At 57.3% G+C, this 24,786-nt stretch carries 18 protein-coding genes; 10 read left to right on the top strand and 8 right to left on the bottom strand.

Going from position 1 to position 24,786, the window contains the following annotated elements; all coding sequences use genetic code 11:
• Nucleotides 1-221: 221 nt before the first annotated feature.
• Nucleotides 222-1,049, top strand: a complete 828-nt coding sequence (locus AB4O36_RS22755; RefSeq protein ID WP_460140331.1) for an enoyl-CoA hydratase/isomerase family protein — start codon at nucleotides 222-224, stop codon at nucleotides 1,047-1,049.
• 28 nt (nucleotides 1,050-1,077) lie between these two features.
• Nucleotides 1,078-1,500 carry an organic hydroperoxide resistance protein gene (locus AB4O36_RS22750; protein ID WP_371050729.1) on the top strand — a complete coding sequence of 141 codons (423 nt, stop codon included), beginning with the start codon at nucleotides 1,078-1,080 and terminating at the stop codon, nucleotides 1,498-1,500.
• A 99-nt stretch (nucleotides 1,501-1,599) separates the two neighbouring features.
• Here the strand turns inward: AB4O36_RS22750 and AB4O36_RS22745 are convergent, their stop codons facing one another.
• From AB4O36_RS22745 to AB4O36_RS22715, 7 genes are all read right to left on the bottom strand, one after another.
• A complete protein-coding gene (locus tag AB4O36_RS22745; protein WP_460140330.1) occupies nucleotides 1,600-1,935 on the bottom strand; it encodes a DUF3077 domain-containing protein in 336 nt (111 codons plus the stop codon).
• 725 nt (nucleotides 1,936-2,660) lie between these two features.
• Complete coding sequence (locus AB4O36_RS22740; RefSeq protein WP_327183643.1) at nucleotides 2,661-2,801, bottom strand: restriction endonuclease; 141 nt, start codon at nucleotides 2,799-2,801, stop codon at nucleotides 2,661-2,663.
• A 7-nt stretch (nucleotides 2,802-2,808) separates the two neighbouring features.
• Entirely contained in the window at nucleotides 2,809-4,266 is a 1,458-nt protein-coding gene (locus tag AB4O36_RS22735) for a restriction endonuclease subunit S (protein WP_460140329.1), read from the bottom strand.
• Entirely contained in the window at nucleotides 4,259-5,803 is a 1,545-nt protein-coding gene (locus AB4O36_RS22730; RefSeq protein WP_460140328.1) for a class I SAM-dependent DNA methyltransferase, read from the bottom strand. The genes AB4O36_RS22735 and AB4O36_RS22730 overlap by 8 nt, the downstream gene beginning before the upstream one ends.
• Nucleotides 5,804-5,869: 66 nt before the next feature.
• A complete protein-coding gene (locus tag AB4O36_RS22725; RefSeq protein WP_460140327.1) occupies nucleotides 5,870-7,381 on the bottom strand; it encodes an RNA-binding domain-containing protein in 1,512 nt (503 codons plus the stop codon).
• Nucleotides 7,382-7,477: 96 nt separating this feature from the next.
• Nucleotides 7,478-10,942, bottom strand: a complete 3,465-nt coding sequence (gene hsdR / locus AB4O36_RS22720) for a type I restriction-modification system endonuclease (protein WP_460140326.1) — start codon at nucleotides 10,940-10,942, stop codon at nucleotides 7,478-7,480.
• A gap of 199 nt (nucleotides 10,943-11,141) precedes the next feature.
• Nucleotides 11,142-12,158 carry a hypothetical protein gene (locus AB4O36_RS22715; RefSeq protein WP_460140325.1) on the bottom strand — a complete coding sequence of 339 codons (1,017 nt, stop codon included), beginning with the start codon at nucleotides 12,156-12,158 and terminating at the stop codon, nucleotides 11,142-11,144.
• Between the two features lie 176 nt (nucleotides 12,159-12,334).
• Here AB4O36_RS22715 and AB4O36_RS22710 point away from each other — a divergent pair, with 176 nt between their 5' ends.
• From AB4O36_RS22710 to AB4O36_RS22700, 3 genes are all read left to right on the top strand, one after another.
• Nucleotides 12,335-13,795: a hypothetical protein gene (locus tag AB4O36_RS22710; RefSeq protein ID WP_460140324.1), complete on the top strand. Its 1,461-nt coding sequence runs from the start codon at nucleotides 12,335-12,337 to the stop codon at nucleotides 13,793-13,795.
• Nucleotides 13,796-13,858: 63 nt separating this feature from the next.
• Nucleotides 13,859-17,227 (top strand): TM0106 family RecB-like putative nuclease, encoded by a 3,369-nt coding sequence (locus AB4O36_RS22705; RefSeq protein ID WP_460140323.1) that lies wholly within the window; start codon nucleotides 13,859-13,861, stop codon nucleotides 17,225-17,227.
• Entirely contained in the window at nucleotides 17,220-17,825 is a 606-nt protein-coding gene (locus AB4O36_RS22700) for an ankyrin repeat domain-containing protein (protein WP_460140322.1), read from the top strand. Before AB4O36_RS22705 ends, AB4O36_RS22700 begins: the two co-directional genes overlap by 8 nt.
• Here the strand turns inward: AB4O36_RS22700 and AB4O36_RS22695 are convergent.
• A complete protein-coding gene (locus AB4O36_RS22695; RefSeq protein ID WP_053181870.1) occupies nucleotides 17,791-18,666 on the bottom strand; it encodes a WYL domain-containing protein in 876 nt (291 codons plus the stop codon). The genes AB4O36_RS22700 and AB4O36_RS22695 overlap by 35 nt on opposite strands.
• 120 nt (nucleotides 18,667-18,786) lie before the next feature.
• On the opposite strand from AB4O36_RS22695, the gene AB4O36_RS22690 reads away from it, so the two are divergent.
• The 5 genes from AB4O36_RS22690 (at nucleotide 18,787) to AB4O36_RS22670 (ending at nucleotide 24,752) form a co-directional block, all read left to right on the top strand.
• The gene (locus tag AB4O36_RS22690) at nucleotides 18,787-19,044 is read left to right on the top strand and encodes a hypothetical protein (RefSeq protein WP_460140321.1); all 258 of its coding nucleotides are present in this window, start codon (nucleotides 18,787-18,789) and stop codon (nucleotides 19,042-19,044) included.
• 9 nt (nucleotides 19,045-19,053) lie between these two features.
• On the top strand, nucleotides 19,054-20,106 hold the full coding sequence (locus AB4O36_RS22685) for an ADP-ribosylglycohydrolase family protein (protein ID WP_460140320.1): 1,053 nt from the start codon (nucleotides 19,054-19,056) through the stop codon (nucleotides 20,104-20,106).
• A 350-nt stretch (nucleotides 20,107-20,456) separates the two neighbouring features.
• Nucleotides 20,457-21,332, top strand: a complete 876-nt coding sequence (locus AB4O36_RS22680) for a hypothetical protein (protein ID WP_460140319.1) — start codon at nucleotides 20,457-20,459, stop codon at nucleotides 21,330-21,332.
• Nucleotides 21,333-21,388: 56 nt separating this feature from the next.
• Nucleotides 21,389-23,020, top strand: a complete 1,632-nt coding sequence (locus AB4O36_RS22675) for a GTPase (RefSeq protein ID WP_460140318.1) — start codon at nucleotides 21,389-21,391, stop codon at nucleotides 23,018-23,020.
• Nucleotides 23,007-24,752 carry a LeoA/HP0731 family dynamin-like GTPase gene (locus AB4O36_RS22670; protein WP_460140317.1) on the top strand — a complete coding sequence of 582 codons (1,746 nt, stop codon included), beginning with the start codon at nucleotides 23,007-23,009 and terminating at the stop codon, nucleotides 24,750-24,752. The genes AB4O36_RS22675 and AB4O36_RS22670 overlap by 14 nt, the downstream gene beginning before the upstream one ends.
• Nucleotides 24,753-24,786: the final 34 nt, after the last annotated feature.

Raw genomic sequence — 24,786 nt, 5'->3', positions numbered from 1 at the left:
CAGAAACACCAAACAGGCCGGCGGTCGGCCCCACTTGAAAGCCCAATCCCCACTGCTAGCCTTGATCACTCGGAGCTGCCGGCGCAAGGCGATGTGTTCCGGGCCAACCCTTGAATCGAGCACCGCTCGACCCCTCAAGCCGACCCTCGCCCCCTGACGTTCATCGACCCCTGGCGAAGTCTCCGAAACCCTGTCCTGTGATAGCGCCCTGGAGATTTCGCATGAAACCGCAGCAGATCCAGCTCACCCGCATCACCCCCGAATACTGGCGAGTCACCTTCCACAACCCGCCGTACAACATCTACGGCCCCGAAACCATGCCGCAGCTGAACGAGGTGGTCACCGCCCTCGAGACCGATCCACAGGTCAAAGTCGTGGTATTCGACAGCGACGTACCCGGCTTCTTCCTCACCCACTACGACTTCGTGCCACCGCTCACCGACACCACCAACCTGCCCAACGGCCCGACCGGCCTGCCACCGCTGCCAGACATGCTGGTGCGCCTGAGCAAAGCCAAAGTCGTCTCCATCGCCTCCATCCGAGGCCGCGCCACCGGCGTCGGCAGCGAACTCGCTTTGGCCAGCGACATGCGCTTCGCCAGCCGCGAAAAAGCCATCCTCTCGCAATGGGAAATCGGCGCCGCCCTCGTCCCCGGCGGTGGCCCCATGGCCCGCCTGCCACGCCTCATGGGCCGAGGCCGCGCCCTCGAAGTGCTGCTCACCGGCAACGACATCGACGGCGAACTCGCCGAACGCTACGGCTACGTCAACCGCGCACTGCCCGACGCCGAACTCGACCCCTTCGTCGACACCATGGCCCGCCGCATCGCCCGCTTCGACAAACAATCCATCAGCGAAATCAAACGCCTGGTCGACGCCTCCAGCCTGCCACCCCAAGAAGCCATCGCCGCCGAATGGGACGGCTTCATCGGCTCAGTCCAACGCCCGGCCGCCCAGCAACGCATCGGCCAACTGATGGAACTCGGCCTGCAAGAAAAAGCCGACGTGGAAATACGCTTGGCACACTACACCGGCACCCTGGGTGAATAACCCACAGCAAACAACAGGAGTCACCGTCATGAGCACTGGACTGGAAACCGTTCTATACACCGCCAAAACCCAAGTCGTCGGCGGACGCACCGGCACCGGCAAATCGAGCGACGGCCAGCTCGAAGTCACCCTGAGCTCCCCAGGCGCAGGCAAACCCGGCACCAACCCCGAACAACTCTTCGCCGTCGGCTACTCCGCCTGTTTCCTCGGCGCATTACAGGTCGCCGCCGGGCAACAAAAGGTCAAACTGCCGCAAGACACGGAAGTGAATGCCGAGGTGGATTTGGGGAAAACCAAAAACGGCGAGTTTCAACTGGCGGTGAGATTGGATGTGAAGATCTCCGGGTTGGACGACAAAGTGAAGAAAGAACTGGTGGATGCCGCGCACGAGATCTGCCCGTATTCGCGGATGACGCGGGGGCATGTTTCGGTGGAGTTGAAGGCGTCTTGAAGCTGCTTCACCCCATGGCCTGAGGCTGACAATCACCAGCTTCACATTCAAAAGGGCAGCGTCACAGCTGCCCTTTTTCATTGCGAATCGGCACGAGGGCTAACCGCCAGTCTTCATCGGCGGCCAACGACTCAACACCTTCTGCACATCATCAATCACCGCCTTGCTCATCGACGTCAAATGATGCGCCGCCCAGGCATGACGGTCGCTGTCGCGGGTGTAGGCGGCATCGGCGGTTAGCAGCCTGGCGAGGAAGAGGAGGTCGGATACTTGCTCCAGGGCGGCGGCCACGGGTACGCCGCGGTTTACTCGGAAGAGGGGTTCGTTGTTGCAGTAGTGGAAGGGGGTTAGGCCGATGGTGGTGAGGCATTCATCGGTGTCTTCGGAGGGGGAAGATAAATCCGTTTCCGGAGGAAGAGGTGCTTGCTGGTGCATAGATGAAACTCCAAGTCAGAGAAAAGGAGCCATCACACTCGCTACCAAACGAGGGGGTGGCGGCCATACGCGGGTTGGTAGACCGGCGACTTGGAAAACCGGCGCGCCCGAAAGCGCCCCACGCATGACCACCTCTGAAGACTCAAGCCAAGGCTTGGATCAGGTGATGCTATGCACACAAGTCAGCCGGGCTACCAAACCCGATCGCTGTTTCGCAGCGACTGAGAAACGATAGGGCGAGACTGAAAAGCGGACAAGCCGGCGGATTCTGGAGTGGGTGTAGGGAATGGCGCAAGGGGGTGTAGCTTATGGGAGGTGTTTGCGACGCTGCTTAAACGCTGACGTTTAAGCAGCGTCCGGATGTCAGAGACGCAAAAAAACGTCGCGAGTAAACTATGTTGTCCTGTGTGAGCTTGAGCTTCACCGATCAAAAGACACCTAAGCGACTTTTTCAATATTGGTGAGCCGGGGTGAGCTACAAACCTGTAGCTTTTTGATTTTATTGACTAATAATTGATCATGCGAATTACTTGGGATACCAGCATGGAATGCTGCGTATTCTGGTTTTCGATAAGTGGTGTTTTTTGGGCTCAGACGAGCGCCCCGTCAAAGTAATCGCTGTCGAGCCTCGGCATCTTGTAAAGCTGCGAGCTGACACCAACTTTGTGATCCAACATTAGATTGACCAAGCGTTTACCGTCGATCAGTACCAGTCCTTCGACTGATCACGCGAACTCGACCGCTTGGGCAGTGAAGCCTAAGGTGGTGATGAATACACCACGTTTGGCTTTCTGCCCTGCCAGGGAGCCATAGAGCGCCTGCAAATCGGGGCGGCCAACGGTGCTCTGCCAGCGCTTAGTCTGCACGTAGAATTTAGCCGGCCGTGGCAGACCGGCGACCGCGTTTGGCCTTGGGTGCAGCCGCGCGTTGAGCTTTGATGCGATCAAGGAGCACGCTGGCCGGTTCGTCGTTCGGGTCTTGCGGCACAAGATCGCCTCTGAACGCTTTGGCAAGGATGCTTTGGGTTAGGAGGTCGATACGTACTTGGGCGGCTTTGATACCGGCTTCCAATTGATCGGCGAAGGCGAATAGCTGTTCAATCCTGCGGACGATTTCGATTTGTTCTGCCCGTGGGGGGAGAGGAAACGGCAGGGACTGAACAGTCTTTTTGTTCAGTGCCTGCTGGTTGTTTCCCGAGCCAACACGTCGGGTCTCTTCGTAACGCTCGTAGAGATAGTAATAAAGATATTCGGATATACAGTAAGCCGAATGAACTCGGAGTGCCGCTGTGTTCTGATTGTGGCATGCCTTTATATCAAGGATAGCTGGCTGTCCACGGGTTTTACCCTGGCCGATCATTGCCAACATGACCGTTCCAGCAGGATGGATGGTCGTTGATGCGGACTTATAGCCTGCTTCTGTAATCGATTCTCTTGTTGTTTTTATACGGCAAAAAGCCACTTCGGAACTGCTTACCCAAGGGATTTCCTCTCCCCAAAATTTGGGACTTGTACGGCTCGGCGTTGCTCCAACATATACATCGAAAACTTCACCAACCTTTGCCTCTACCCACGAATTCGGTAGCGGATACCCGAGCGATCCGGGCAGCAGGTCCGCTTCTTTGTACTTCCTCCCATCCGATTGATAAGCATCAGCCCAAGCTTTTTTTAGTTCATCAGGAAGGATAGAGCTCACGCTCGGGTTAAGCGCACGCCACCCCTCCGTCAACTTGCCAGACACGGCGGAGGCTAGGACGGATTGCCGGAAGCGTTTGAGCAGTGCGGGAATGCCGTCGATACGGGCTTTCAGGGTATCGACTTGAGCCAGTAGTTCATCGAGCTTGGCGGCGATGCGGGTTTGTTCTGCGAGTGGAGGCAGAGGAATGACTAGATCTTTGAGTTTTGAACCGTTTACGTTTGGCTGACCGATTCCTGTACTGAACTCCGTAATTTGCCGCCAGTAACCTTGGGATCGGAAGTAAAGTGAAAGATAGCCCGCAGCCTCTGGTCGCATGCAGCGCACACGAATTAAATAAGAGGCGAAAACTGCCTTAGGAATTTCTCCCTTAATCAGAAAGCTCTTCCCAACAGTTGCTCCTGTTCTCGCAAACACAAGGTCATTTTCTTTAAGTAAATATTTATTCGTCTGCTCGGAATCTATCTCGCAATACGGAACAGAGTCCCACAATACCTCGTTTTCTTGGATGTCTGTAATTCGCAGCAGGTGCGGACCCACCCTCTCTCTTGTGGACGAGGCCGTGTATCCGTAGCTAATGTCCTCGGCTAAGTCTCCGAGCCGCGCTGTTGTCCAATTGTTTGGCAGCTCACTCATTACCGGTACCTACTTCCAATCCCATCACTTGCGCCATCAACTGCTTCTGCGCCACCACTTCATCCCCCGCCCCCAGCGCCTTCATCAGCTCTTCCAGCTCACGCAGTGCCTCGGTCAATTCAGCCATAGCCTCACCCGCCAGTACTTCCGGAGCGGGTAGGTCGGCAGCATCCAGGCTGCTGTCGTCTTTTAGCCAACTGATATCCAGCGAGTCACTACGCTCGTTGCGGATGTAATCGCGGGTAAAGCAGCGGAAGCGGCTGTTTTCACCGATACCTTCGACGTTCTCGGATCGTGGGCTTTCGCCGTCGGGGGTGTCGCCATAGGCATCTTCGAACGGTTTGAGGTGAGTGGCGCCGAAAGGAGTACGCTTGCCAAAGCTAGGCATATTGCTACGCAGGTCATAGATCCAAACACGCTTGGTGCAGCCTTCCTCCTGACGCGGATTTTCCACGGTGCCCTTCTGGAAAAACAGCACGTTGGTCTTCACACCCTGAGCATAGAAAATACCGGTAGGCAGACGCAGGATCGTGTGCAGGTTGCACTTCTCCATCAGGTCGCGACGCACATCAGTGCCGACGCCAGCCTCGAACAGCACGTTATCCGGCAGCACCACGGCGGCACGCCCACCGGGTTTGAGGCCACGATAGATGTGCTGGAGAAAGGCCAACTGCTTGTTGCTGGTGTGGTAGGTGAGGTCGTCGCGTGTCGGGCCGCCGCCACCCTTGGCGGTACCGAACGGCGGGTTGGAAAGGATAACGTCGACTTTGGGCAGGCTGGCGCCGGTCTGGCCGAGGGCGTTGCCCAGGTGCACTACGCCTTCTTCATCACCTTCCATGCCATGCAGCAGTGTGTTCATCAGCGCCAGGCGACGAGTGCCGGGCACCAGTTCTACGCCGACAAAGGCGCGATTGCGCTGGAAGGCCTGGGCCTTGGCGTCGAGGTCGTAGTGATCGTCAGTGTTGCTCTTGATGTAGGCATCGGCGGCAATCAAAAAGCCTGCGGTGCCGGCGGCGGGGTCCTGAATGGTCTCCCCCGGCTGCGGTTTTATGCAGCGGATGATGCTGTCGATCAGCGGACGCGGGGTGAAGTACTGGCCAGCGCCTGACTTCGTTTCGCTGGCGTTCTTTTCCAGCAAGCCTTCATAGAGATCGCCGAGTCCGTCCTCGCGGGCGCTGAACCAGTCGATGCCGTCCAGGCTCTTGATCAGCTGTTCGAGGTGTCGCGGTTGCTGGAGGCGAGTCTGGGCGTCGGCGTAGATAGCAGCGATCAGCGGGTCCGGGTTTTTGCCAAGGTCCAGCAGCATCTGCCGGTAGTGATCTAGCAGGGTCACGCCGGACTTGCCAGCCAGGTCTGGCCAGCGCGCGCCTTCGGGCAGTTTGTGGCCGAAGTTCTCGTTGTTCTGAACCTGTTCGTATTCCATCTTGATGAACAGCAGCAGCACGAGCTCGGTGACGTAGTCGCTGTAGTTGATGCCGTCGTCACGGAGGACGTCGCAGAGGTTCCAGAGTTTCTGAACGATATCGGAGTTGGTCATGGGGTACCTGTGGCGAAATGTGTAAAGCGCCAGATTGCGCTGGTGCAAAAAAGTGGTTGCCTGGGCTCAGTCGTCTGAGGAACGTTGTTCAGCCTTTAGCACACGGCCGGCCGCAGTCAGGCGGTAGCGTTGTTTGCTGCTGTTGGGCTTGTCCGGAATGGTCATCTCGACCACGCCAAGCGCCAGTAATGGGGCCAAAACCTGCTCGCGGAACTTGCTACGGTTGCTGCGCCCGACGAAGGTCATCAGCTCTGGCGCAGAGTGATCGCCTGCCATCCTGTACAGCAGCGTTAACTGCTCTTGCTGCAAAGGCAGGCGAGTATCGACCTGTTGTCCTTCGACAGCGGACTCAGTCCCTACTTGGTCCCTACTTAGTCCCGACTTAGTCCCTACTCGGTCCCCGCTTGGGCCCGAAAGAGGCCCTTTTTCAATGGCGCGCTCAATCACCACCTTGAACTGATCACTCTGCCGGTCGTCCTCCAGCCGGATCATTGGCCACGCATCGATAGCGCGCGGGATGCCGGTGCCCAAACCGCGATAGGGGAGAATGTGCACAGCATGGGAGGTGAGCGTCGGGTTACGGCGGTTGGACAGGCCGAATCGGATTTTCTCGGTATCGAGCACGTCAGGCAGGTGCCCAGGACTGATCAGTTCTATGCGATCGGCGAAGATCATGATCCGAATGGAGGCGCTGACAAAGTAGTCGCGGTGGATCAGGGCATTGACCAGCAGTTCTTCAAACACCTCCTCCGGCACTTCCAGCTGGCCGAGGGAATTGAAGCCCTGCTGGCGTTGCACATGGCGCAGGTTACGTTTGATGAAGGCGAGACTGCGTCGGTATTGCTCCGGCAGGTTGCCGTCGATGTCTTCGCTGTCGAGGTAGTGGCGGTCATGCAGCACCGTACCCGGAAACGCCACCGCTTTGATGTCGAACGCAGGGCACAGTCGTTGTGGCGTTCTGCCGAAGAGCAACAAACCGGCCAAGTTAGGTATGCCGCCGCTGGCGAGGCCGAGGTTTTCCAGGATTTGGATGGTTTCCAAACCTGCTTGCTCGGGGCTTTGCCGAAAGCGATGTTGGAAGTAATCGCCCAGCGCCTGAGTGTCGATATCCGTCACGCTGCAGCCCGCGACCGGTACCGCATCGGCGCGCACCAGCCCGGCTTGCTGGAATAAACGCTGTAGCTCTTCGCGCGCCGTAACCCGGCGTTTATCGGCCCCGTTCTTGACCCAGATGCGACCCTGGTTGTCGACGTAGGGTTTGTTCAGTCCTTGTTCGACTGTCACCACCATGACCAGTCCGTGCTCGGTCTGAAGGTTGCTGGATAATGGATTGATCGCCGGGCGGACATTCTGCGAGGCCGCGTTGGAGAGCAACTGATTAAGTCGCGCAACGTCGATGCTACCCAGCCCGCTAAACTCCCCTGAGTCCTCTACGCCAATTATCAGATAGCCACCCGACGTATTGGCGAACGCCACCAACTCGGCTGCCAAGGCATCGATATTGTTGAAATCGCGCTTGAACTGATGGCGACTGTCCTCACCACGGGCAAGGATCTGATGAAGCTCGGCAAGGGTCATTAAACGTCTCTAGGTGTTGCGGTCGATAAATCGGTAGCAGGAGGCATTATTCCTCATAAAAGAGTGCGGTGGCCAATCCGACAGTCCGGATCGGCCTTATCCCGTTTGTGTCCAAAGGTTGTCATTCAGGGCGTCGAGCACCACACCCAGATTACCGCCGAGCATTTTGTCCAGCCGCTTGCTGCCGCCATCGTTTTTGAACGCTTCACCAATCTGCTTCTCGTCAATAACCACTTCGTGCACCAGTTGTCTGGAAAGGCGGTCCAGCCACTTACGCTGGACTTGAGTCCATGGGTGCAGGGCGTAAATAGTCTCCATCGCTTTGATTACGCGCTGTTCGAATGGCAGCAACGCCCCCCCGAGGGCTGCGCGGCGGATGAAGCCGACGATGCTGGCCGCGATCTCCTGGTTGGTCTGGTTACGCCAGGCGCTTTGCAGGTTCACCTCGCTGTAACCATGGCCGTCGAGCAACAAGCGCACTTCGCGCAGTTGTTCACGGGTGAGATCTTGCGGACGGTTGACCACTACGCCCAGGGCCACCGACTGGTTCAGCTGATTCCTGACGAAGTCATTGAAGCTTTCCAGATAGTCGGCGGGCTTATGGTAATCGCCGTAGTTCTGCTCACGGGTCATCAGTTCGTCCGTGTGGGTGGAGATCACCGGGTAGTTCAGCGACCCCAGCAGGGCATTCACCGTGGCGAGTTGGTTGAGCAATTGAGCATGCTGTTGAATGAACTGGGCCGCTTGCTGCGGACCGAGCTTGTGCAGGTGCTGGTGCAATTTGTCGGGGGCTACGCCCCAGATATCTTCCAGTTCAGCGAGCTTGTCCTTGAGGATTGGCTTCTGCTCGGCTTTATGGGTGGCTTTGCGCAGGATGCGCATGACCCGCTGGCTCAGTTGGTCCAAAACGTCGTGGGCATGGCTGGTGTCTGGCAGGTTGCCCGGAGCATCGAGGCTGGCCGGGTTGGTCAGTTCGCTGACCAGTTGTTCCAGGCTGATGTTCGGGTCCTTCACCAGCGGCTTCATTGTATCGACTGGTTCGAGCGCTGCGTACAGATCAACGGGATCGTAGATCTTGAACACCGTCTTGCCGATGTCATCGCAGCGACGAGTCGCGCGGCCCTTCATCTGTTCGTAGAGGATGCGCGAGCGCACCCGGCGCATGAACACCAAGTGGCAGATGCGCGGCACGTCGATACCGGTGGTCAACAAGTCGACCGTGATGGCAATGCTCGGGTAGCGCTCGTTCTTGTACTGGCGGATCAGTTGTTTGACCTTGTCACTCTGCCCAGTGATGATTTGTACAGCCGCCTGGTTGTAATCCTCGTCGTGAACGTTCTTGAAGGCTTCGTCCAGGAGGGTTTTCACCCGCTCGGCATGCGCCTGGTTGACGCAGAAGATCATCGTTTTTTCGTCGCCCAACGGGTCGAGCTCTTGTGCCAGTTGCTCGCAGATGACCTTGTCGAAACCGGGCGTAATTACGCGACGATTGAAGGACTCGATTTCGAAGTCGAGTTCGTCCTCGAGTTCGGCGACATCCACTTCGCCAGTGCTCGTATCGATGACGCTGACGCTCTCGCCCTTCGCAAAGTGAATGCCGTTATCACTCAGTTGGGTCTTGTAGCGGATGGGCGGTTCATGATCGATCAACCAGTCGTCAGCCACAGCCTCACGATAGCTATAGGTGAATATCGGGGCACCGAAGACTTCACTCGTGTGCTTGGCTGGCGTGGCTGTGAGGCCGATGCGGCAGGCGTCGAAGTAATCGAGCACGCGGCGATACTGCGACAGGTATTGGTTGAAGTCGCGCACCGTCAGCTCGCCCTCAGTCATTTCCTGGTCGAGGGTGTAACCGCGGTGGGCTTCGTCGACGATGATGCAGTCAAAGGCATCGATGGGCGGCGGAGTGTCTGACTGGAAGATGCGCATGACCATGGCCTGCACAGTGGCGACCTGGACCCGTGTTTCTGCTTCGGCAGCCATGTCGCCAAGTTCTTTGATGTTGTAGATTTGCGCCAGCGTTTGGCTCTTTTCCAGCGTCGCTTCGTTGAAGGCTTCGATGGCCTGCTGCCCGAGGGCGCTGCGATCTACGAGGAAAAGAATACGGCGAAAGCGCTCGGCCTTCAGTAAGCGGTACATCAGGCCAATGATTGTGCGCGTTTTGCCGGTCCCTGTGGCCATGGCCAGCAGGCATTGGCGGCGATTGGCCGCCAGCGCTTGCTCGACGGCGCGGATGGCGTTCTCCTGATAGCCCCGAAGCTTGAGATAGCCGAAGCCTTCCTGTTTTAGCATCGCTTCGGCGTCTTCAGTGTTGCGCTTGAGCAGGTCGAGCAGGCCGTCTGGTGTGTGGAAGTCCTGCAACGGCCGGCGCAGATTGGCCGGGCTGCGCAAGTCGCGGAACCAAATGCCGGACAGCTCGGCGAGTTGTTTAATGTAGGGACGACCATTGCAGGCGAACGCGAACGGGACTTTGAAGTGGTCGCCCTGGCCGTCGGCCCAACCCTCGCTCTGCCCGGCCGGTTGCAGATCGTTTGTCACGATCAACTGGCGTGAATAGCGCTCGGCTTGGGGGATGCGGTCGGCTATGTTGATGCGCTTACGCTTGGCTTCGACGATGGCAACCGGCATGAGGCCAGCGAATAGCACGTAATCAGCGTTCTCTTTCGCTTTGCTGGTTGGCCATTCGGCGATGGCCTTGTTTTTGCCCTTTTCGGGCCGAGCGCCGTTGCTGTAGGTCAGGTCGAGTGAATCGGCCTCCCAGCCCGCATCGTTCAACTGTTGATCGATAAGGATACGGGTGAGGTCTTCGTTGAGGTCGAACTGGCTGCTGGCTTGCTGAGTCTTGCGCGTGACCTGCTGGACAGCTTTGGGCTGATCCTCAAGTTGTTGCTGCAGCACTTTCAGCCGCGCTTCGAAATCGACTCGGGCTTTGGATAGCTCTGCCTCGCGCTCCAGAGCAATCTGCTCGTAGATACGCGCTTCCTCGTTCATCTGTCCGGCGAGACTGGCTTGCTCTTGCTTTTCTTGCGCCAATAGCTCGGCTAACTGGTGGTTGCTCTCGAGTTGCTGACGACTGTCGCCCAGCTCTGCACGAAGTTTTTCGATCTGTCCCTGCAGCTCACGCAGAGGCTCACTCGGATCCACCGGAACCATGAAAGGCCCGGCCTTGAAGGCGCTGCCGCCCTTGCCGAATGACTGGTGGTACCAGATCGCCAAGGCGCGGGCGACCCTCAGCCCATCCAGTGCTTCGCGATGCAGGGTGCGGAATTCGTGGGTCGCCTTGTTGCCTTCGACCCGCAGCGTATGGAACAGGTTGCGGATGTTGCCGTCAAGCTGGATTTCACGGCTCAGGCGATACAGCAGGTCAGCTTGGGACGTGGTGGCGTCGAACTCAATGCCTGCTCTTACCGCCAGATCCTGGGCGAGCGCTTCGCCCAACTGCCGCAGTTTGATCAGCGTCGTGTTGGGGTCACTGGAAAAAACTCGCTCGGCCGTATTGGCAAGTTGAAAAAAGACCGGATCGTGTTCTTTGAAGAAGGCGAAGTTGCTGCTCTCTGCCATGTTCCATCCTTGAGTGAGTCACCGGCCATCCCGAGAGTGCCGACGCAATAAGGGCATAATGCCATGCGAAGCGTGGTGCGGGTATTACAGTGTGTGCTTACGAGCGCTTGGAAAAACAGCCCCGCGTGGTGACAGGGCTCTTCTGCATTTTATGCAACTGCGCCGATAACCATCACAGATCGTCGGTGAGCTCGCAAAGCTAGTCCCCTGTGTACCCTTCATCCTCGCAAGGCTCCCAATAAAACGTAAACAGCACCAACTGCTCCACCGGCTCATAGAACATCATGATCAGATCCGCCCCCCAGCTCTGGTAATGATGTGCGGGTACGCTCGCCACGTGATGAAACATATGGCCAGCGGGGCTGTACGGGTATCCTGCCGTTACCCCGTGCTCCTTGCTTCTCGCATAACCAATCGAGAGGCTGGGATTGGGGAATTTCGAGTAGTCCGCCACGCCGCCAATCTGCTCGACAAACGTCATCTGCTCAACGTCGTACAGGGGGACACCATCGACTAACGCCGATGGGAAGAACAGGCGCCCCGAGTTCCGATAAAGCTCTTTGGCCGCTTCATAGGCCGTTTTCTGATCCGCGTACATTCTTTGCAAACTCAGCCGCGCCTCCACATACGGGTCGGCCAAATGTTGGTTATCCGGATGGAGGAAGAAATAGCGCGGGTCGCCCATCAGGCGATACTGCCCCTGCTCGACCTTGAAACCAATCCAGTTGGTATGCACGAGCGGAGAATGCCACCAGGTGTCCTCCGTCGCTTGACCCACGAAGTGATGTTCTGACGGCTCCATGGGACCCAGCATGGTCAGATACCCGGACCATTCGGGATTGACCACGCTGAGGTCGATGCCAAAGAACGGTTGCAAGTGTTCGATGAGCTCCGCGTGTTCGGGCACGAAAACTGTCTCAGGGTCCGGGAACGGGCGCAGCCCATACGGTACCTCGGTGTAATCCGGCCAGCGTTGCTCCACCTCACGAAGCATATCCGTGAACTCAAGGTCTTTGTGCAACCCTTTCCTGTAGTCGCTTAGCAGGGCTTGTGCCACACCAAAATGTTCCGAACTAAGCTGTCCCAGATCATCTGCGGACACTACGTGCCTGTAAGGGGCACGCATCGACCGCACGATCGATCGTAAACATTTCGCGGAGGCACTGTGGTCGTTGACGAGCACGTCCTTGTATCTGAGAAAGGCGGATTCGCTCATGTGTTGTCGTCCTTACTACATGTCCGTGAGTGCCCCCCATATTGTTGCCGGAGAGTATTTTTTTCTGAGCCTTGGCACCTGCTCCAAATGTTTACCTGTATGAACAGCCAACATGGACGGAGCGGGTGCTTTTGCTTAGGGTATGGCCATTCGATACTACCTGCAAGGCAGCCGGCATGAAGCGTGAACAGTTTTTGCTCCAACCTGAAGTTGAGGCTTTTGTTGAGTGGCTGGCGACGAATTTGCCCACCCTGACGTTCAAGCTTCGTTTCAAATCCAGCAAATTTGTACCGGGTGGTTTGCAGGAGGATGTTCGCGGTTTCGAGCAGGTGCTGGCGCACTATCGTTGGAAGGCCAGCTGGCTGGACAGCAACCAGGCATCGGTGGACTCGCAAACCTGGGCGCAAACGCAACGCTCGCTCGGCCAGCTTCGCGAGTGGCTTAAAAGTGCAGTCGAGCGCGGTGATGAGCCGCAAGCGTTGCAGGCGTGTTTGCAGATTCTTCGCTGGGGCGGCGTGCGTGGCGCCATCCCGTTTTTGCATCGTCTGGCCGCCAAGAGTGAGTTGTCCGCTTATCTACGAAAGATGGCCGGGCTCATGGCGCTCGATGGCGACAATGACCTGGATGAGCTCGATGAGAGCAGCGTTGAACGCTTCGACGCTGGTCTGACCAAGATTCACGCGCTGCTCGATGCGTCGGGTTCGCCGATTTATGACAGCCGCGTCGGTGCGGCCATGGCCATGCTCTATTCGTTGTTTCGTGAGCAGTGGGCGGGGCGCGGTAAGCCGCTGTTGTCGTTCCCGTCCGGTGGTGCGCGTGGCAGCCAAATCCGCAATCCCGGAGCGTTTACCAACGGCTTGGCGGCGCCGCAGTTTTCTTCGATTCGTTATGAGGTGTGGGCGCGCTGCCAGGTGCGCCTGGGGTGGATCATCCGTGCCCTGCTTGAGCGTACCGAGTGGTTCGCCGACCAAGGCACGCTGCCTGCGCGGTGCCATGCGTTCGAAGCCAGCCTGTTCATGCTCGGTTATGACCTGCGCTGCTTTGGCGGGACACTGAAAACTGCTGCGCTCCTGGAGGATGAGGAGGATAAACCCGACCGTGAGAGCACGGGCTGGGTGCCGACGGGGAACCCTTTCAATCGGGTGGTGGCGGATTATCTGGAATTCCGCCGCGACGGTGGGCAGCCGGATAAAACCTCCTTCGTTGACTGGCAGGTAGCCAACCGTGGTGTCTCCCGCTCGACGGCGCAAGACTACTGTTTTGCGTTTTCCATGCAGGAATTCGACCTGTTCAACCGTTCACTCGAGGAGTTGGAGAGGATCGTCGCCGGTGGCGAAGACGGGTTGCGTGCGGCCTTGTCCAGCGAGGTGCTGGAGCCCTTCTTCCTAGGGGATGAGCGGGTCAACGTATGCCTGGTGGATGCATTGATCACGGGGCGAGCGTATCAGCGAGCGACGACGTGCAAGGCGCGTGTCGAATCGATCCTGGCCGCCGGCTACGCAGGCACGCCCAATTCCGCCAATACGCTCATGGCGTTGGGCCGCAACGTCGGCAAGCATTTTGGTTTGCTCGACGCCGAGCATTTGCCAACGCCGCTTTTCGAGCAGTTCTTCGGCGAGTGCTCGCTGGAGGCCTGAACCTCACATTAGCTTCGCTTACCGTACAGCGGTCCCGGGCACTTCACAGGATGAATCTCGACCATGCAAATGCGCAATGGCACACGTCTTTACTCCGCCTCGGACCTCTGCAATTTTCTTGAGTGTCAGCACCTCACTGCGCTGGACCTTGCGCACCTGCTCAACCCGATGGAAAAAGCGCCATCGAGTGACCAGAACCGCTTGATTCAGGACAAGGGCCTGGCCCACGAGGCGGCTTATTTTGATCGCCTCCAGAGCCAATACGCCAATGTGGTCGATATCGCCGAAGGTGATCCGAGTTTCGCCCGCCGTGTGGAGCTGACGATTCTGGCCATGCAAGCGGGTGCCGACATCATTTTCCAGGCATCGCTGCAGGACGGCCCCTTGATTGGCCATGCCGACTTTCTGCGCAAGGTGCCGGTGCCATCGGCACTGGGCGACCATAGTTATGAAGTGATCGATACCAAGCTGGCGAAAACCGCCAAGGCCAAGTTCCTGGTGCAGACCGCACTGTATTCGCGCCTGTTGGTGCCCATTCAGGGCGTGCAGCCGCAGTACATGTACATCGTACTCGGCGATGCAGAGCGTACGGAGCAGGCCTTTCGCGTGGCGGACTACGCCGACTATCTGGAGCATGTGCTGCAGCGCTTCATCGCCTTCACAAGCGTGGCCGAGCCGCCCGCCACTTACCCTGACCCCTGTGGACATTGCGGGTTTTGTGGTTGGCGCGAGCGCTGTGACGAGCAACGTCGGCAAGACGATCATCTCTCGGCCGTCGCGGGTATCAGCCGTTCGCAGATCAATAAACTGCACAACGCTGGCGTCATGACGCTGCGCCAGTTGGCCCAAAGTCCGGACACCTTGCGTGTCGCCAACTTGCAGTGGGAGTCGTTGAACAAGTTGCGTCATCAGGCGCGCTTGCAGTTCCAAGGGCGCAGCAGTGATCACCCGCTGTTCGAGCTGCTGCCACCCGCCGGTGTGCACCGTGCTTTCAACCGCATGCCGCCGGCGGTCGAGGGCGATCTGTTCTTTGACATGGAAGGCAATCCGCTCGAAGAGGGTGGCCTTGAGTACTTGTTTGGGCTCTACATCAACGAGGGCGGCGAGCAAACGTTCAAAGCCTTCTGGGCGCATAGCCGTGAGGAAGAGCGAATCGCTTTCGAGCAATTCATCGACTGGGTGACCACCCATCTCAAGCGTTATCCCGACGCGCATATCTACCACTACGCCAGCTACGAAGAGACGGCGATCAAACGCCTGATGAGCCAGCACGGTACTCGCGAGGCACAGGTGGACGGCCTGCTGCGCAACGGCAAACTGATCGACCTTTACAAGGTGGTGCGTGAAGCGATCCGGGTGTCGGAGCCCAGTTATTCGATCAAGAACATCGAGCACTTTTACATGGCTCAGCGTGAGGGCGATGTGACCAATGCCGGCGCCAGTATCGTATTTTATGAGCAGTGGAAAGAAACCGGCGACTCGGCGTTGCTTGAGCAGATCGAGCGCTACAACGAAGACGACGTGAAATCCACTTATCTTCTGCGTAACTGGCTGCTGGAGATCAAACCGGCGGATGCGGGTGAGCTTTTGCTACCAGAGCCTGTCAGCGTGACTTCCAGCACCGAGCCCACTGACGTGGAGATTCGGCTGGAACAATATCGCCAGCGCCTGCTCGATGGACCGCACGCCGAAGACCCTGTACGTGTGCTGACCTTCCAGCTACTCGACTTTTATCGTCGCGCCGACAAGCCGACCTGGTGGCAGATGTTCAGTCGCCGCGATATGACTTCCGAGGAGTTGCTGGAAGATATCGAAAGCCTTGCGGGTTTGCAGCGCACGTCGACACCGCGTGAACCGATCATGAAGTCGTTCCTGTACGAATACCGTTTTGAGCCGCAAGAGACCAAGCTGCGTACAGGCTCAAAAGGCCGTATCGCCGGAACCCAGACCAGCATCGAATTGCATCACCTGGATTTCGACCTGGGGCTGGCGACCTTCAAGGCTACCGAGCAAAAAGCGCCACCCGAATATTTCGACATGATCCCCAATGGTCCAATCCCGACGGATTCGCTGCGTGACGCGTTGTTTCGGTATGCCGACAGCGTGCTGGCAGGCGGCAAGCGTTTCCCGGCCGTGACCGACTTCCTGCATCGACGCCTCCCACGGGTGAATGGTGTAGATCCGGGAGCACCGCTGCTCGATCCAGGCCTGCCACCGTTGGACGCCATCAAGCAAGTGGTGCGCAATCTCGACCAGAGCGTGCTGTTCATTCAGGGCCCACCGGGCACCGGCAAGACTTACACCGGCTCGCACGTCATTGTCGATTTGCTCAAGGCGGGTAAGCGCATCGGCGTCACGTCCAACTCGCACCACGCCATCAACAACCTGCTGGCAGCGGTGGAAGCGCGAGCGCTGGAAGAGGGCGTCACGTTCAGCGGCTTGAAAAAGTCCTCGGACGGAGAGGGCAATGAATTCGAAGGCCGCTGCATCCGCTCCATCGAAAACAAACAGGCATTTATCGCTGCCTGCGGGCCATCGATTGGCTTGACCGCCGGCACGGTCTGGATACTGGCGAACGAGGCGTTTACCGAAGAGTTGGACTACCTGTTCATCGACGAAGCCGGGCAGGTGAGTGTGGCCAACCTGGTGGCCATGGGTATGGCGGCTCGCAACATCGTGCTGATGGGGGATCAGATGCAACTGTCGCAGCCGGTGCAGGGTGTGCACCCGGGACGCTCCGGGGACTCCATACTCGACTACCTGCTGGACGGCACGCCGACCATTGCGGCGGACCGTGGCGTGTTCCTGGCAACCACCTGGCGCATGCACCCGCAGGTGTGCTCGTTCATCTCCCAAGCGGTTTATGAGGGGCAGCTGTGTTCGGCGCCCGGCACCGAGCGGCAGGTTTTGCTGCTGGACGGCCGGCGCCCGGAGATACCTGCCAGCGGGCTGATATTCTGCCCTGTTCAGCACGATGGCAATAGCCAGAGTTCGAGCGAGGAGGCCGCGCAGGTCAAAGCGCTTTACGCCTACTTTTTAGAACAACGGTTTATCGACAGCGAAGGTCAGGAGCACGCGATAGGTCTCGACAACATCTTGGTCGTGGCGCCGTACAACTTGCAGGTTCAAGTGCTCAAACAGGCACTTCCCGCAGGTGCCCGGGTGGGTACCGTGGATAAATTTCAGGGGCAGGAAGCGGAGATTGTCATCGTATCGATGGCGACTTCCAACGGAAACTACCTGCCGCGTGACATCGGTTTTCTGTACTCGAAGAACCGCCTGAACGTGGCGGTCAGTCGCGCCAAATCCCTGGCCTGCATCGTCGCCAGCCCGGACCTCACCGTTGTCCGTTGCCGGACACCCCAGGAGATGAGCCTGGTAAACGGTTTGTGCATGGCTGTCAGACATGGTGCGGTAGAAAGCCATGCTTGAGCACATGGAAGACCGAGTCGAGCTTGGCCTGAACGACTGGCACCTGTGTGTATTGCTCGATGTGGGTCCGCCGCTCGATCCCCAAGGCATGAATCAGCGTGATCTGGCCGGCGATACACCGCTGGACATGGCCTACCGTCTGAGCCGTCGGGAACTGGCGGGCACGCTTGAGTCACTGGGTGCGATTGGCGATCTGCAGTTTCGCGATTGGCCTGGTTTGGGGACTTTCATGCCCCACGACAAGTACATTCACCAACCGGCCCGATTCGGCAATGTCGACATCCTGCACGCGCGTCACCAGCTCGGCGGCAGCCTCAACGACCGGGACGTGCTGGGCAATACGCCGCTGCATTTGCTGCTGATGCATGGGCACTGCAAGGCCGCCCGGTGTTTCATCAGCCACTACGCCCAATACGGCCTTGATCTGTACGCGAAGAACAGCGAGGGCAATACCCCACGAAATATTGCCCAGCTCAAAGGTGAACACGCGTTGGCGCAAGCGCTACTCGACGCTGAGGTCGACAACAGTGTGCGTGCGCTGCGTGTCTGGCGAGAGATGGGGCTTAATCATGCAAGAGCCACGGACGCAGCTCCTTGATATTGCTGACCACGATCTGCTGGGCCTCGGGGTTGGTGGCCTGGTTTCTCGGATCGACCTGATAACGGCGTAATACGTACTTCACCAATGCCTTGCGACTGGGGACTACCAGTTGGCCATCCGTCATGCCGAAGTCGGTTTCGATGATGGCCTGCTGCGCGGCGTTCAAGCGGCCATCGGGGGTGAAGATGATCGGCACTTCGGTGTTCCACTCTTCATCCAGTTCGCGGGTGTCCTGCGACTCGTCGAGCAGGTCCGGCTCGCCACGCAGTCGGCTGAGTACAAAGTCGCGGTACTGGCGGTTCTTCTCGCAATACGCGCGCACATGCCAGCGCATGCCGGTGTAGACCAGTGTGTGGGGGGCAATCAGGCGGATTTCCACGTTTGGCGTGTTGAGCGACACGTATTCGGTTTCCAGGCGTAGGCCATCGCGGCAAGCCTTCAGCAATGGGCGCAGAACCTCCGGCCGAATCGGACGGTCCGGGACTTCCAGGACTTTTGTGTGGGCGTAAGCCAAGGCGAGCCCATCAATGTGCAAAGCACGCTCGTTGTTCTGGTAAAGCAGGTGCAAATAGGCGCTGGCGCTGTCGTCGATAAACAGCGGAGAGAACGTCTTGCTCGGGACGTAGCCTTTTATTTTTTTGTCATATGTAAGGTTTTTAGGCGCATGTTCCGTGATGTACGTGTTGATGTCCTTGGACGCCTGCTGGCGGCTGATGCCGAAGCTCTGGATCAGGTGTCCCGTAGTCAACCGGCCCTCCCACCAGGCAACGGTCTCGATCAAACGATAGCGAAGTGCCAGATCCCAGCGAACCTGCTCGACGGATTGCTTGCGTTTCATACCCTCTCCATGTGCGCGAATACTTTACCTGTATAAGTCTACATTCTAGACCTGTCGCGTTGCACTACATATCTTGTGTCTGGCATTCGAGATGAATTGAAGTCACGGAAGGAAGTGGACATGAGTATGTCGGAAATGGTTTCGACAGGGGCGTTTGTGATGATGGTGGCAATCCTGATGGTGTTACTGCATCAGTGCCTGAGATTGCGTGAACTCTGGCATATGGCGCTGGGCTGCCAAAAAAATGCACGCACAGCGCGGATCTCGGAAATGGAAAACCGCGAACTGCGTTCGGCGTTGCGGGCCGAGAAAGAACACGTTCAGCAGTTGCAGAGAAAGCTGGTGATTTTGCAGGAATTGATCCCGGCTGAGGGATGAGGAAAGGACATGAACAGACTTGAACGGATCAAGGGTTGCCTGCTCGGCGGCGCTGTCGGTGATGCGCTGGGCGCCCCGGTGGAGTTTCTCGAGTGGTCTGCAATTGAGGCCAGGTTCGGTCCACAGGGTATCGTTGATTTTGCGCCTGCTTTTGGTCTCACAGGCGCCATCACCGATGATACGCAAATGATGCTTTTCACCGCCGAAGGCTTGCTGCGAGCCTATGTGTGCGGCAGCTCTCGAGGGGCGTGCCATGTCCCGAGCATCATTCATCATGCGTTGCTGCGCTGGCTGATAACCCAGGACTACCCTGCGGCAATGCCGATCGACGTGGACGGCTGGTTGATACAGCAATCGCAGCTCTGGTCTCGGCGCGCCCCTGGCATGACTTGCCTGAGTGCACTCAAGGCCAGTCCGAGGCTCGGCGCAGTTGCCGAGAACAACAGCAAAGGCTGTGGCGCCTTGATGCGCGTTGCACCCTGCGCTTTTTTTGCCAACGCCTTTGACTACGCGGCCCAGTCTGGGCGCCTGACTCACGGGCATCCTACGGGTTATCTGGCGGCCGGATTGTTCGCCGATATTCTCCAGCGCATGGTCGATCAGCAAGACAGTCTGGAGCATGCGGTGACTCAGAGCCTGGCCAAGTACGGACAAACGCCGGGTATGGAGGAAACACGCAGAGTCATTGAGCGCGTACTTTTCTTCTTTTACGAGGGCTACCAGCCGACGCCTCAGCGAATAGGCGAGCTCGGTGGTGGGTGGGTCGCCGAAGAAGCGCTGGCTATCGGACTGTGGTGCGCCCTGGCAGCGCCTTCGTTAGAAGAAGGCGTGATCATGGCAGTTAATCACAGTGGCGATAGCGACAGTACCGGGCTCATCACCGGGCATTTGTTGGGTGCTCAGTATGGTGCTGCGGCTATTCCCGCTCGGTGGTTGGAGACATTGGAGTTACGTGAAGTCATCGTGCAAGTTGCCGAGGATATGGAGCGTATTCCGCGGGAATACTGTGGCTATGGCGGAGAGTTTGATCAGCAGATCGAGCAGGCGTATCCCGGTAGTTGAGATAGCGGATGGTACTGAATCCAGACAAGTACATAGGAAAGCAGAAATGCCAATGAAACCCAGGCCCTTTACGTATGAGTGTGAAGAATGCGGTTGGACGAAAACAGTGGCGCCGCGCAGTGATGCATTGAGGCCGGGGGAGTGGTTTGACCGGTGCCCGAAGTGTGGGGCCAAGGCACCGAGGATGCGGGCTGCAGGATGGATTGAGGGCGCGATAGCAGAGTTTATGGCGCGCCGGCGATTCTGAATCGCGGATGAAGTTGGTACCGTCGATGAACTTGACAGCAATAGTGGCTAAATGCAATTTAGCCACTGGATGTTCAGTGCAGTTGGGGCTAATAAGGAACGATATGAGTAAGCAACAGGATTTCTCCAAGCTGTACGCTCGGGTGGCGAGTGATATTGCCACGGCACTGGATGATGTCTCCAGGCTGGATGTGAGCAATGACAAAGGAAATGCGCACCTCGCCAACGTCAAGGGTAAGCTCGGCGAAATGAAGTCTCGGTTTGACTCCGAGATTTCTTATCTCGAGAAGCATGCCGAATGGGACAACTTCACCATTGCTTTCTTCGGCGAAACCAACGCAGGGAAAAGCACGATCATCGAAAGTCTGCGAATTCTGTTCGAAGAAAAGAAGCGTCAGGCACTTATCGAAAGAAACCAGGCCACCGTCAGCGATATCCAGGCGGTGTTCTCGGAAAATAGCGACGCGCTAATCGACGAACTCAGCACTCGTTATGTCAGCTTCTGCGAGGAAATTGCAGCGCTGGGAGACGATATCGGCGCCTTGGTCAACCAGACCCAGCGCGACCTGCAAAGCACTCGCCAGCGGCTCGAACATACTCAGCAGGAGTATAACTACGGCAAGGAGCGGCTGAGCCATACCCTGATAGACCTCGAAAGTACTCGCCAGGCGCTAAAGGGAACCGAAGCGCGTCTGGGGGAAAGCCAGATGACTCTCGGCCAGGTGCAGGGTGAGCTGCAGCAAGTCGGACTGCAGCTGCAAGGTGTACGCAGCGACTTCCAACGTAGCCAGCAACAGCTGACAGAGCAGGGCGCTCAGATGCAGGCTTGCCAATCGAAATTGATTGAATGCCAACATGAGGGCGAGGCAACGCGCATTTCGCTGGAGCAGCGCGCGAAGGTGAAATTGGTGCTCGGGTTGGTAGTGGGGGCGGCGATTGGTGTCATCGCGGGAGCGCTGGGCTATGCCCAGTTGCTGTGATGCCAAGGCTTTTTCGCTCAGCACTTATCTCTCTTTAGTCGAATCCGGACCCACCCATGCGCGAACAACATTCCTTGAGCGAGTTGGTCAGCGACAGGCTGCCAACCCTGCTGAAACAACAGAAAGAACTGGAGCGCCTGCAGCGCTGTGCAGGACAGGTCGACGGCGAAATCGTCGGCACTGGTCAGGCGGATTTCACCCAGGACAATGTGATCTATGAGTTCAGCCACCAAGGCAAGAACTTCCACCTGATAGACGTGCCCGGTATCGAGGGTAACGAATCCAAGTATGAATCGATGGTCCAGGCCGCTATTGCCAAGGCCCACCTGGTGTTTTATGTCAACGGCACCAATAAGAAACCGGAAGCCGAGACCGCTCAGAAGATCAAGCATTACCTCAACCGTGATGCCAAGGTTTACGCCATCTGCAATTTGCGCGGCAAGGCGGACTCCTATGAGTTCGATAGGGATCGCGAGTCGCTTGATCGAACCCATAAAGACGCGAACGCCATTCGCGAACAGACCCGGGGAGTGCTGGAAGATATTCTCGGTGCTGAACTGGTTAGTGGTTGCCAAAGCCTGCAAGGGTTGCTGGGCTTTACCGGCGTAGCGTTCGACGAGCGAGGCCTGACCAGTATCCACTCCGGCCGGGCTGACCTGCTGAAATCGCAACGTGCCTATAAGCAGGACTTTGGCAGCCAACAAGCCATGCGCAGCTTCAGCCAGCTGGACCAGTTGCACCAGGTCATTGGTGATGGCTGCGCCAACTTCGAAGTTGATATCGTCGAAAGCAACAAGCGCAAAGTGCTGCGCCTACTGCAAGACACCATCAATGATCTGAAGAAGCAACGAGACGAACACCAAGCGTTTACCGACAAGATCGGTGCAGAGATTCTGGAATGCCAGAAAGCTATTCGGCTCAGCTTTGAAGAGCTGAAAAGCAGTTTCACCAAACAGCGCAGCAACGCCCTCGGTATCTTTTTCAATGAACTGACAAGTGCAGCACGGGCAGCTGTCGAAGAGAAGTTCAGTGATAAAGATGATGTGGAGCGGGTGATCCAGGAGCACGTCATTGCTGGCCAGCAGCAGCTTGCCGAAAACCTGACAAAGAGCCAGGAGCAACTGCTTGAGCAACTATCGCAAAGTATTGAACGGGCGCTCAAGCGCCTGCAGGAAAACGCCGAGCGGGTCAGCTTTCAACAGCGCTTGAGTGCCGCGGCCAGCGATTCACTCTCGCTTTCCAGTGCTATGGATGCAATCAGCTTCAATTTTTCCGATGTCAGCAGCTTGCTACTGAGTGTTGGTGGTTATGCCATGAGTGGTTTCGCGCTCGGCTCGTTCTTCCCCGTGGTGGGTAACATCGTCGGCGCGGTTATTGGCGGTATCGTTGGAGTAATTGCCGCAGGCCTAAGCTACTTATTTGGCGGGCGCAGTAAGAAGATCGCCGAGGCGCAAGCTAATGTCACCGAGGCCATCAAGAAAGAGCGCGTTGCCAGCGAGAAGGCATTCGATCAGGACACCCAGGCCATGCTGGCGAAAATCAAGGCGCAGATTGAGGGCTCGACCCTGAATCAGTTGGATGACGAACGTCGCAAGATGGCCGACGTCGGTGCCTTGTTCGATGAAAAAATTGCCTCTATCCAGGCGCTGAAAAACGAAGTGGAAGCGAAACCCTATGGAACAATTTAAGCAGTTCAACGCCAGTAAGACCGAGGTTATCAAGTCGCTCGACAACCTTCAGAACCTTGTTGGTGCGCTTGAAAAACTGGGGCTGGATGTGACCCAGGACATCGATAAGATCAAAAAGGCTATTGGTGATGTCCAGGCCGATGCCTTGCGCATTGCCCTTCTGGGTGCGTTCTCTGACGGCAAGACCAGCGTGGTTGCCGGATGGCTGGGCCAGGTCATGAAGGACATGAAAATTGACACCAACGAGTCGTCGGACGCTCTGGCGATCTACCGTCCTGATAACCTTCAGGACCGCTGCGAAATCGTCGATACCCCCGGTCTTTTCGGTGATAAGGAAAAAGCCGCTGAAAATGGCGCCCTGGTCCAGTACGGCGATATCACCAAGAACTACATATCCGAAGCACACCTGATTTTCTACGTGGTCGACGCCACCAACCCGCTCAAAGAAAGCCATCAGGACATCGTTCGCTGGGTATTGCGCGATCTCAATAAGCTCAGCTCGACCATCTTCGTTATCAACAAGATGGATGAAGTGGCAGACCTGCGTGACGCCGAAGAATTTCAGCAACAGAGCAGCATCAAGAAGAACAACCTGCTGGATAAACTTCAGCGTTTTGTTGACCTGTCGCCGGCCGAGCGCGAAGCGATCAACGTGGTCTGCGTTGCTTCCAACCCAAACAGCCGCGGGCTGGAGTTCTGGCTTGAGCAAAAGGACCTGTATGACCAGCGTTCGCGCATCAGCGAGTTGAAGCAAGTCACCCAACGGGTGCTGGACGGCAGCGGTCGTGAAACCCTTATCAAGAAGACTGGTATCGACGTCGTTCGTGACGTTCTGGGCAAGAAGATCGCCATGGCGAAGGATGAGCTGATCAAGTTCGAGCTACTGGCTGCTAACCAGCGTCGCGACTCGGCGCGCATCCAGGAAGACATTTCGGAGGGCAAGCGCAAAGTACTTGCCACCGTCGGCAACCTTTACCAGGAGCTTAGTAATCTGGAAAAAGACCTGCTTAACAGTATTCGCACATTGCCTCGTGATCAGGTTCACGCCTTTCTTGAGGCGGAGATCGGTTTCACGAAGAACGACATCGGCGAGAAATTGCGGTTTCGAATCGACCATCTGTTCAGCACGGCGTTCAATCAGTCCTCCACCATCATGAATGGCATCAGCGCCAGCATCGAGCATCAGTTGGACACCTCGTCAGACTTTGCCGACAGCATCACTGCCTCGGCTTTGTCCGCCTCGAGCAGGGCGTTGAGTGCGGTGTCGAAGATTCCCGTCGAAAGCATCAAGAACGGCGTGTTCCTGGCCCGAGAGACCCTGAAAAACCTCACCGGCTACGTTTATAAATTCAAGCCTTGGGAAGCCACCAAACTGGCCGCCAATATAAGCCGTTGGGCCGGGCCGATCGGCGCTGGTATTCAGGTGCTGACCGACGTCATCAGCGTCGCTCAGCAGCAGCGTGCGGAGGCGGAGCTCAAACAGCTACAGAATGACCTCGCTGAAGTAGTCAAGAGCCATTTTGCCGAGCCAATGAAGCTGCTCAAAGATCACGACAAGGTGATGGAGATTTTCGCGCCGCAGATCAAAGCGTTTGAGAAGATCCTGGTCGAGCAAGAGGAAAGCCTGAACAACCTGCATAACCGGCAAACGCAACTGGCGGAGCTGGAGACCCACTTGAGCCAGGCGTTTAGTTCGCAGGCGGTGATTGAAGGGGAATATCGGGTGGTTTGATCGCCTGAGCCTGGCCAGCGTTGTTGGCCAGGCC

The sequence above is a fragment of the Pseudomonas sp. S2_E01 genome (assembly GCF_054668365.1).
Note: the sequence above shows the minus strand (reverse complement) of the source record. Positions and strands in the feature narration are given on the sequence as shown.

Coding starts and splice junctions, on each gene's coding strand:
- AB4O36_RS22755 (WP_460140331.1), top strand. CDS start 222: ATGAAACCGCAGCAGATCCAGCTCACCCGCATCACCCCCGAATACTGG.
- AB4O36_RS22750 (WP_371050729.1), top strand. CDS start 1,078: ATGAGCACTGGACTGGAAACCGTTCTATACACCGCCAAAACCCAAGTC.
- AB4O36_RS22745 (WP_460140330.1), bottom strand. CDS start 1,935: ATGCACCAGCAAGCACCTCTTCCTCCGGAAACGGATTTATCTTCCCCC.
- AB4O36_RS22735 (WP_460140329.1), bottom strand. CDS start 4,266: ATGAGTGAGCTGCCAAACAATTGGACAACAGCGCGGCTCGGAGACTTA.
- AB4O36_RS22730 (WP_460140328.1), bottom strand. CDS start 5,803: ATGACCAACTCCGATATCGTTCAGAAACTCTGGAACCTCTGCGACGTC.
- AB4O36_RS22725 (WP_460140327.1), bottom strand. CDS start 7,381: ATGACCCTTGCCGAGCTTCATCAGATCCTTGCCCGTGGTGAGGACAGT.
- hsdR (WP_460140326.1), bottom strand. CDS start 10,942: ATGGCAGAGAGCAGCAACTTCGCCTTCTTCAAAGAACACGATCCGGTC.
- AB4O36_RS22715 (WP_460140325.1), bottom strand. CDS start 12,158: ATGAGCGAATCCGCCTTTCTCAGATACAAGGACGTGCTCGTCAACGAC.
- AB4O36_RS22710 (WP_460140324.1), top strand. CDS start 12,335: ATGAAGCGTGAACAGTTTTTGCTCCAACCTGAAGTTGAGGCTTTTGTT.
- AB4O36_RS22705 (WP_460140323.1), top strand. CDS start 13,859: ATGCAAATGCGCAATGGCACACGTCTTTACTCCGCCTCGGACCTCTGC.
- AB4O36_RS22700 (WP_460140322.1), top strand. CDS start 17,220: ATGCTTGAGCACATGGAAGACCGAGTCGAGCTTGGCCTGAACGACTGG.
- AB4O36_RS22695 (WP_053181870.1), bottom strand. CDS start 18,666: ATGAAACGCAAGCAATCCGTCGAGCAGGTTCGCTGGGATCTGGCACTT.
- AB4O36_RS22690 (WP_460140321.1), top strand. CDS start 18,787: ATGAGTATGTCGGAAATGGTTTCGACAGGGGCGTTTGTGATGATGGTG.
- AB4O36_RS22685 (WP_460140320.1), top strand. CDS start 19,054: ATGAACAGACTTGAACGGATCAAGGGTTGCCTGCTCGGCGGCGCTGTC.
- AB4O36_RS22680 (WP_460140319.1), top strand. CDS start 20,457: ATGAGTAAGCAACAGGATTTCTCCAAGCTGTACGCTCGGGTGGCGAGT.
- AB4O36_RS22675 (WP_460140318.1), top strand. CDS start 21,389: ATGCGCGAACAACATTCCTTGAGCGAGTTGGTCAGCGACAGGCTGCCA.
- AB4O36_RS22670 (WP_460140317.1), top strand. CDS start 23,007: ATGGAACAATTTAAGCAGTTCAACGCCAGTAAGACCGAGGTTATCAAG.